Genomic DNA, 8,386 nt, shown 5'->3' on the forward strand with positions numbered 1-8,386 from the left:
TGACGGGGCTCGAATGACCGCGACCATCCAAGAAACCATCGAGGCCCTTCAGCGCACCCTCTTGGGCTACATTGAGGCGACCTATCACGTGGCCGATCCCGCCGTCGTGCGACAGCGACGCCAGTTGCTCGAAGAGGTTGGCGGCATCTTCCAGAGCCCGTTCCTGGAGTCCACCCCGCGCTATCAGACCGGCAAGCACTACGCCGAAATGACGAACCTGCCGCAAGGCGCCCGTGACCTATACATGCGGCTCTCGGATGCGTCCGCCGGCAAGCCTCTACTGTTCGACCCGCCCTACATCCATCAAGCGGAAGCCATTGAAGGCATTCTGGTTGAGCGCCGCAACCTGATGATCATGACCGGAACAGGCTCGGGCAAGACCGAGTCCTTCCTTTTGCCTATCATCGGGAAATTCGCGGTCGAGGCCCACGACAAGCCCGAACAGTTCGCCAAACACCACGCTGTGCGCGCCATGGTGCTTTATCCGATGAACGCGCTGGTCAATGACCAACTCGGTCGCCTGCGTTCGCTGTTCGGCGACCCTCGCGTTGTCAGCACGTTCGAGCAATGGGCTGGCCGCACCGCCCTGTTTGCCCGGTACACAAGTCGGACGCCTTACGCTGGCGTCCGCACCCGCCAGAAAGATTCGCGTCGCCTCAAGTCGATCGGCGACTTCTTCGTCGATATCGAAGACGCTGCCGGCAGCGTGGGACCCAATACACCGCCCCAATCACCTGAGGCTAAGGCCGCCGAACTGCAGCGCGAGTTGCATAAGCGGGGCAAGTGGCCCGGCAAGCCGAGCATCAACGGATGGTTCGGCAGCGGAAATTGGCTCGATGCCAACGGCGAGTTCCGTCGGGCAGTCACGCAGCCGGGCGAAGCCGAACTCCTCACGCGATATGAAGTGCAAGTCAGCCCCCCTGACCTGTTGATCACCAACTACTCTATGCTGGAATACATGATGCTTCGGCCGATCGAACGGCCGATCTTCGACCAGACCCGGGCTTGGCTGAAGGCCTGCCCGGACGAGAAATTCCTCATTGTACTCGACGAGGCTCACCTCTATCGCGGCGCCCAAGGCGCTGAGGTCGGCCTCCTGCTACGTCGCCTTCGCGAGCGTCTGGACATCCCGTCCGAGCGCTTTCAGGTGATTTGCGCGACTGCGAGCTTCAGCGCGGCGGGAAAGGCTACGGCTGGCGAGTTCGGCGGGCAGCTCTCGGGCGCTGAGCCGTCCACCTTTCGACCGATCACAGGTGAACTGAAGCTCCAGCCCGGTGAAGGTGACGGGGACGAAGCAGACGCGGCGGCCCTGTGTAGCGTCGACATGGCCCTGTTCCATTCCGACATCGAAGCCGAACGTGTCCAATCCATCGCGCCATTCCTCGCTTACCGTGGAAAGCCAAGCGGCGCTGAACACGGCCCTGACCTTTATACAGCGCTATCAGGCTGGGCACCGTTCAGCCGCTTGGTCAACGCAACCATGGTCAGCGCCCTCTCGTTCGACGAAGTCCGCGATCGGGTGTTCCCAAAAGTTGAACCCGCGCAGGGTGACCGGGCGATCAATGCCCTTCTGGCTTTGGGCAGCCGAGCGCGGCTTAAGCCTGATGATGCAAGCTTGCTGCCCTGTCGAATTCACGCCTTCTACCGGGGTCTTCCGGGGTTGTGGGCCTGCACTGACCCGGACTGCCCTGACCTTCTGGCCGAGGAGCGCGGCGGACCTGTTGGCCGTCTCTACAGCCAGCCGCGCGCAAGATGCGGCTGCAACGCCCCGGTGCTGGAATATTTCACCTGCCGCTACTGCGGAACGTCCTACGCGCGCGCCTACACCAAGGATGTCAGCCAACCGAAGCAGATTTTCGCGGACGCGGGCCATCAACTGCTCACTGCGGACGGCTATATTGAGGCGCTGGAGCCCCTTGATCTGCTGCTTGAAACCCCCGCCACGGCTACGCTCGGTGTCCCAGCCATCTATGACTTGGTGACGGGCCGCCTCGATCCGCCGCACCCCAGCGATCGGACCCGGACCGTTTATCTGGCGCCCTCCACCGTCGCCATGACTGGCCAAGCTGACAGTGGCGAAGACGACGACGACGACGACGAAGCGGACGGTGACGGTCGCCCTGTAGGAGCCGGTCAATTCGCTCCGTGCGGCTGCTGCCAGAAGTATGCGCGGGGCAACAAGTCGAGCGTTCAGGACCATGTAACCAAGGGAGATCAGCCCTTCCAGGCACTGCTGGCCTCGCAGATCAAAATTCAGCCACCAAGTCCAAAGCCGGCCACCGAATTCGCCCCGCTGCGGGGCCGGAAGGTTTTGGTCTTTTCGGACTCGCGCCAAGTTGCGGCCCGGTTGGCACCGACGCTGCAGAACTTCTCGTTCAAGGACACCATCCGCGCCCTGCTGCCGAGGGGCTATCGGATGTTGGAGGATGGCTTGCCGGCTGTCGTGCTGGACAATGCCTATATGGCGGTAATCGTCGCGGCCCACCGGTTCGGCGTTCGTCTGCGACCAGGTCTCGAGTCATCAGAGGTCATGCCGACGCTGAATGACACCGCGCCCGGCGATGTGCCAGACGCACAGGAGCTTATGGCGCTCATCAATGAGAAGCCTCCGGTGAACCTCACTCGGGCTATCGCTGATACCCTGCGAGACAATGTTCTCGGACTCGAAGCCTTGGCGGTGGCGTCTGTGCGCGAGGCGCCAAAACACACCCAAAAGCTGACAAGCACACTGCCCGATCTTCCCGGCCTGGCGGAAACGCCTGAAACCAAGCTTGCCGTCGTTAGAGCTTGGCTCAGGGCTTGGGTACGCAAGCCCGGAGTGTGGTTCAAGGACATGCCGCCTGGATGGTGGGGCACCGGCGGCCTGGTTCGCGCCCACCGTGGTGAGTTCAGGCCGTTGCGCTACATCTTCAGCACGCCCGCGTTGAAGTCCGCATTCCGCAAGGACTGGTTGCCGGTGCTGCTTCCGCTCCTGACGGAAAGCATCAATGGTCAATTCCGCATGGTCGCCCGGAACCTAACGTTGGAGATCGGTGGCTCGTGGCGTCGATGCAACCGATGTACGTCAGTCCATCGGCCGATCAGTTCCTTGAACGTCTGCATCGACTGCAATTCGGATGATGTCCACGACTTCGACCCGGACGTTGATGACGTGTTCCAAGCCCGCAAAGGCTTTTATCGGGGGCCTGTCGTGGACGCATTAACGTCGGATGAGCCAGGGCTGATGTCTCTCATCGCGGCAGAGCATACCGCCCAATTGAACGCCGCCCGCCCGGACGAGGCGTTCTCGCGGGCCGAACACCATGAGATGCGCTTTCAGGACATCGACTTGGCTTGGCGCAACACGGACGTTCCAGACACCGCGATTGACGTGCTTTCCAGCACGACGACCATGGAAGTGGGCATCGACATCGGCGAACTTTCCGGGGTCGCACTTCGAAATATGCCGCCGGGGAGGGCGAACTATCAGCAGCGCGCAGGTCGGGCGGGTCGTCGAGGCAACGCCGTCGCGACGGTTGTCGCTTTCGGTAGCGCCGACAGCCATGACGATCATTATTTCACCCGGCCTCAGGAAATGATCCGGGGCGACGTAGTCGACCCTCGCTTGACGCTTGAAAATCCCGACATTGCTCGGCGCCACATTCGGGCGTTCGTTCTGCAGCGGTATCATGAGGCGCGCCTGCCCGACCTAGACCACACCACCGAAGCGGCGGCCAATCTGTTCTCCGTGCTCGGCAAGGTGGGCGACTTCCGGGACTCAACCGGAATTCTCAATCGCGTGGACCTCGCCGATTGGCTCGACCTGGCACGTGAAGATCTGGTCGTGGCGCTGCAACGATGGCTGCCCGGGGAACTTTCGGAGGCCGACCGCGCCAAGCTGATCGCTGAGTTTGTGCCCGACCTACTGGCGGCAATCGATGAGGCTACAGGCGGTCAATCTCCGCTCCCTACCGCGTCTGAAGCCGATCAACAGGAGGATGTGCTCGAAGCGCCCGAGATGGGCTCCAGCGAGGGGGTAGCAGTTGGGGAGGAGAGCGATGGCACGGAGCAAGACCCTCAGCCCGACGCGGAAGAACTCGTAGACGTTGCCTCCGACAATCTGCTGGACCGGCTGCTCTATTGGGGGGTGCTGCCGCGCTACGCTTTCCCAACGGACGTCGCGCCCTTCTATGTCTTCAGTCCGAACTCGACGGGATTCCGACACCAGATGGAGTTCGCGCCTAGCCAAGGCCTGAATGTCGCCCTGTCCCAATACGCGCCGAACAAGCAGATTTGGATCGCGGGCAAACAGTACACCTCTAGGGCCATCTACTCGCCATTCCCGCACGATCGGAAAAACGCGTGGGGACGCCGCAAACTCTACTATGAATGCGCCCAGTGCGGGCACGCCAAGACCACAGACTTTGACCCAGGGCGTCGCGGGGAAACGCTGACCTGCGAGGCTTGCCAGACCCCCGGCGCTTTCGGGCCCAGCAAGCCTTGGTTCCGCCCGCCCGGCTTCGCCCATCTCTGGGATCAGCCTGCCGTCACCACGCCGGACGAACCGAACGAAACTGCCTACGCCACGCGAGCGAAGCTCGTCATGTCGACGGGCGTCCAGGACTTTGACTACGAGATCAACGCCCGCCTTCGCGGCTTGGCCACGCGCAAGCACCTTTTGGTCTCAAATTCCGGCCCTAGCGGGGATGGCTACGAATACTGCGTTCGGTGCGGGCGCATCGAGTCCGTAGCATCGCCGGAGGTAAATCTACGCCAGCCGCATACACTGCCCTTCCCGAATGAGGGCGAGCCTAATTGTCCGGGAGCCGTGTCGCGAGGCGTGGTGCTCGGCGTCGAGTTCGTCACCGACATCGCCCTATTCTCGCTTGAGTTGGCCGCGCCTATCCGCTTGCCGCCGCCCAATGCCGAAACCGCATCGGCGATGCGCACGATATGTGAAGCTGTAGCGAAAGCCGCCAGTCAGTTGCTTGAAATCGAGCCCGGCGAGATTCTCGCGGAGCACCGGCCGGCACTAAACGATGACGGCGCCGCCGGAACCGTTGTTGAAGTATTCCTCTATGACACCCTCGCGGGAGGAGCGGGCTTCTCCCCGCAGATGGCTTCTCGAGGTAGTGAGCTTTTCTGCAAGGCTCTTGAGATCATGGAGCAGTGCCCAGCCGACTGCGACGCGTCCTGCTATCGGTGCCTACGTGGATTCCGTAACCGGCTCGACCACAACCTGCTCGATCGGAAGCTCGGGGCTCAGGTGCTGCGGCAGGTGATTACAGGGGTGACGCCGCCTTACTCCCCGGAGCGGGCTAAATCCTCCGTGCAGTTGCTGGCGGCGGACCTACGACAGCAATTCTCGGACAACTATGATGTCGTCACATCACTAGGGTCGGCTACGCAGGCACCGATCAGCCTTGTTCAGAAATCCACAGGCAAGGTCACAATGGTCGACCTTCATTCCCCTGTCGCGCCCGCTGTGCCGCTCCATGCGACGCAGATTACGGAAGCGGTTCTCATTGACGAGTTGGTGGTTCGGAAGAACCTCGGGGAAGCGGTGGCGAAGGTCGCAAGCTTCTTGTGAAGGAGTGTCTCCACTGCTGCGCCGGTACAGAGGGACCTGTAGCGATGAACCGTCCGCTCAGCACGCCACCATCCCAAGGATCACGCTGGCGGCTTATCCCGGCGCCGGCGCAGCGGCTCTTGGTCGGGTGACGCCAGCCTGACGCCGGCCCCATGCCGGTCGGCGGCGATGAAGAGTACGCCGGCTGACTGTAGGGTGGTCATCAGAAGTCGCGCGCTGGCGGCGGTGACCTCCGCCGGACCGTTCGTCTTCTCCGCCTTTCGGATCGTGTTGACCGCCAGCCCAGTCCGCTCCGAAAGGTCGGAAACGGACATGTTCAGCAACCCCCTAGCGGCCCGCAGTTGGGCACCAGTCACGGTGACGACGGAGCCGTCCTGCTCACTGTCAGAATTCATGATTGACACATAGCACCATATCTGCAAGATAGCACCACTCGCTCCCGTTGGGGCAGGGGAGGTGCTGATGAACGACATTAAACCTGATCCGCCGGTTTGTCCGGCCCACGGCGAGCCGACGAAGCGTGAGGCCTGCCCGCAATGCAACGCTGCATACATGCGCGGCTACCTGCGCAAGATTCGCATGATCCGCCCGCACCAGACGATCCTGGAACGGGCGCGGAAGCGGGCCCGGCGGCAAGGCCTTCCTTACTCGCTCCGCCGGCAGGACATCTCCCTGCCGGCCCGCTGCCCGGTGCTGGGGATTTCGCTGCGGGTCGGCCAGAGCCGCTCGCCGTCCTCGCCTTCGCTCGACCGTATCGATCCCAGCCAAGGCTACATCCCCGGCAACGTCCGGGTCATCAGCGACCACGCCAACAAGCTGAAGGGCGACCGGCGCTTGTCGGACATCCGGTCGCTGAGCCTGAAGGGTCCGCTCGCCCGCAGGGTGAAGTATGAGGCCGTAGCCGCCTACATGGAGCGCGAAGCGCTGCTGGTCGAGGTCCGGGAGAAGGCGGCGAAAGAGCTGAGCCCCAACAACCCGTGGCAGGTCATCGCCGACTTCCTGGAACAGCGCTTCCGTCGCTTCCCGGTGTAACCGCTAGCAGTCGTTCGCATGTAATAGTGAAGATTATCGTTACCTTAATACTGAATTAATCACGAAAGTCGGGGAGGTGGCGTAGAAAATAACTTGACTAATCGACGAAGTTAAGATTTAATGAACCTATTACTCACGCGCACTGACCCACAGGAGATGTGCAACGAACCAAGGAGAAAGCCATGCAGACCCAGGAATGTGACGTGCCCAAGCTGTCCCCGCTGGAAGACCGGTGGCTCCCGCCGGCGGAAGCGGCGAAATACCTCGGCGTCGAGGTCGGCACGCTGTCCAAGTGGCGTCTGCGCGGCAAGGGCCCGATTTACTCCGCTGGCCTAGGCCGGGACCCTCGCTACCAACTGTCGGACCTCATGGCCTACATGGCCTCGAAGATGGCCACCAACACGCGCGAGGCGCGCGCGATCCGCCGTGATCACAAGGCCTTTGAGGGCCAGCACTATACGATGCGGCGCCCGATGCGTCCCGCCCGGCGGGCCTGACCATCTCTACGGCGCCATCACGGATTCCGGCCTCCGGCTGGGTGTGGCGCTGATCATTGGCCACGAGGCTCGCGAAGGGTTCGACCTTCCCCTTGCCTCCGTGGTCCCCGACGACATCGACGGCTGGCTGGGTGCCAACACTGCGTTCGTCTTCTGGCCCGGACCATCTGGCAAGGCCGTGCCTAAATCCGATGGTGTCTTCGCCGGCATTGCCCGTTCCTGGGCGGCGCGGAACCAGTGCTTCGGCCCGACCACCTTGCAGTAGGCCATAAGGGGCTAGGCTGGGTCGGCCTCTACCGGCTGATCACCGCGTCCGGCTCACCCGCCATCACGGCGTTGACCAAGGCACGAATCGCGGCCGTGATGCCCGCCCCGGAGGCGATCTCTCCCGCTCAACGATGGAACGACGAACGGATGGGGCTGATGTTGGCGTATCTGCGGGTCGCAGGCCTGCAGACGCCACAGGCGGGTCATCGGCACTGTGGTCGCAGAAGCTGACACTAATCGCCATCTGGGCTATGCTGCCCAAGTCGCATTTCGGCGGCATCGCTTTCAGATGTAGCAGGTGGATCAAGCGGTGGATCGGGTTTTGCTCAAGTAGCACTGCAGTTGGAGTGCTGGACAATACATCGTTGAAAGCAAAACGATTTGTTCAGATTTTTGGTACGTCTAACTGTTGTCGCAAGGGGAGAAGGACATTTCGGCTGCGCTATCGCCCTTTGGGCTGCTTGAGCGCGGACGCCCGCCTCGCGAGATCGCGGGCGGTGGAGGGCTGGGCGGGGCGCCGGGCCTTCGCCCGGAGTGGATGTAGTTTTACCGTTTCGACGAAGGCCGACGCCCCGCGCGAAGAGTTGGACATGAGCTCGGGGCAGGCGCCGTTGTTTACGGCTACTCCCGGCGCCCATGACGGGCAGGCCGCGCGACGACGCGGTCCTGGAACGGTCCGAGTAACCCCCTCGACCCTGACCGGAACCTCTATGGCGGACGGGTCGAACGCCCCGTCGCTAGGCCCCAGCGGCGTCATGTCTTGATGCTGTGGCCTATCGCGCTTGCGCGCTACTTGAGGCCACGGAACGACGGTAGAGGCGCTCGCCTCGTTCCCCCGCCCGCGAAACATCCTGAACCGCCCGCCTGATCCGTCGCCGCCTTCCGCTGGGTGCTCCCTTGCCCGGTGCGCGCGACGAGAGGCTGACGGTCCGACAAGACCCCCGTTCTCTCCGCTCCCGCCGCCGCTTCGGTTCGCCGGCCAAGCGAGCCCTCCCTTGCGACGGGACAGGTGGAGCATGGC

General features: G+C 62.7%; 5 protein-coding genes. 4 read left to right on the plus strand and 1 reads right to left on the minus strand.

Going from position 1 to position 8,386, the window contains the following annotated elements; translation table 11 throughout:
* The first annotated feature begins 13 nt into the window (after positions 1–13).
* The gene (locus AC1DJ5_RS11780) at positions 14–5,569 is read left to right on the plus strand and encodes a DEAD/DEAH box helicase (protein ID WP_477020712.1); all 5,556 of its coding nucleotides are present in this window, start codon (positions 14–16) and stop codon (positions 5,567–5,569) included.
* A gap of 80 nt (positions 5,570–5,649) precedes the next feature.
* Here the strand turns inward: AC1DJ5_RS11780 and AC1DJ5_RS11785 are convergent, their stop codons facing one another.
* Positions 5,650–5,964: a helix-turn-helix domain-containing protein gene (locus AC1DJ5_RS11785; protein WP_477020713.1), complete on the minus strand. Its 315-nt coding sequence runs from the start codon at positions 5,962–5,964 to the stop codon at positions 5,650–5,652.
* Positions 5,965–6,031: 67 nt separating this feature from the next.
* Between AC1DJ5_RS11785 and AC1DJ5_RS11790 the strand changes: the two genes are divergently transcribed.
* From AC1DJ5_RS11790 to AC1DJ5_RS11800, 3 genes are all read left to right on the plus strand, one after another.
* The gene (locus AC1DJ5_RS11790; RefSeq protein ID WP_477020714.1) at positions 6,032–6,601 is read left to right on the plus strand and encodes a hypothetical protein; all 570 of its coding nucleotides are present in this window, start codon (positions 6,032–6,034) and stop codon (positions 6,599–6,601) included.
* 182 nt (positions 6,602–6,783) lie between these two features.
* Positions 6,784–7,098: a helix-turn-helix domain-containing protein gene (locus AC1DJ5_RS11795; protein WP_477020715.1), complete on the plus strand. Its 315-nt coding sequence runs from the start codon at positions 6,784–6,786 to the stop codon at positions 7,096–7,098.
* 43 nt (positions 7,099–7,141) lie between these two features.
* The gene (locus AC1DJ5_RS11800) at positions 7,142–7,363 is read left to right on the plus strand and encodes a hypothetical protein (protein WP_477020716.1); all 222 of its coding nucleotides are present in this window, start codon (positions 7,142–7,144) and stop codon (positions 7,361–7,363) included.
* Positions 7,364–8,386: the final 1,023 nt, after the last annotated feature.

This window comes from Brevundimonas sp. 01N35 (assembly GCF_056399785.1).

Bases quoted from the DNA above. Each gene is read 5' to 3' on its own strand.
- AC1DJ5_RS11780 (WP_477020712.1), top strand. From the start codon at position 14: ATGACCGCGACCATCCAAGAAACCATCGAGGCCCTTCAGCGCACCCTC.
- AC1DJ5_RS11785 (WP_477020713.1), bottom strand. From the start codon at position 5,964: ATGAATTCTGACAGTGAGCAGGACGGCTCCGTCGTCACCGTGACTGGT.
- AC1DJ5_RS11790 (WP_477020714.1), top strand. From the start codon at position 6,032: ATGAACGACATTAAACCTGATCCGCCGGTTTGTCCGGCCCACGGCGAG.
- AC1DJ5_RS11795 (WP_477020715.1), top strand. From the start codon at position 6,784: ATGCAGACCCAGGAATGTGACGTGCCCAAGCTGTCCCCGCTGGAAGAC.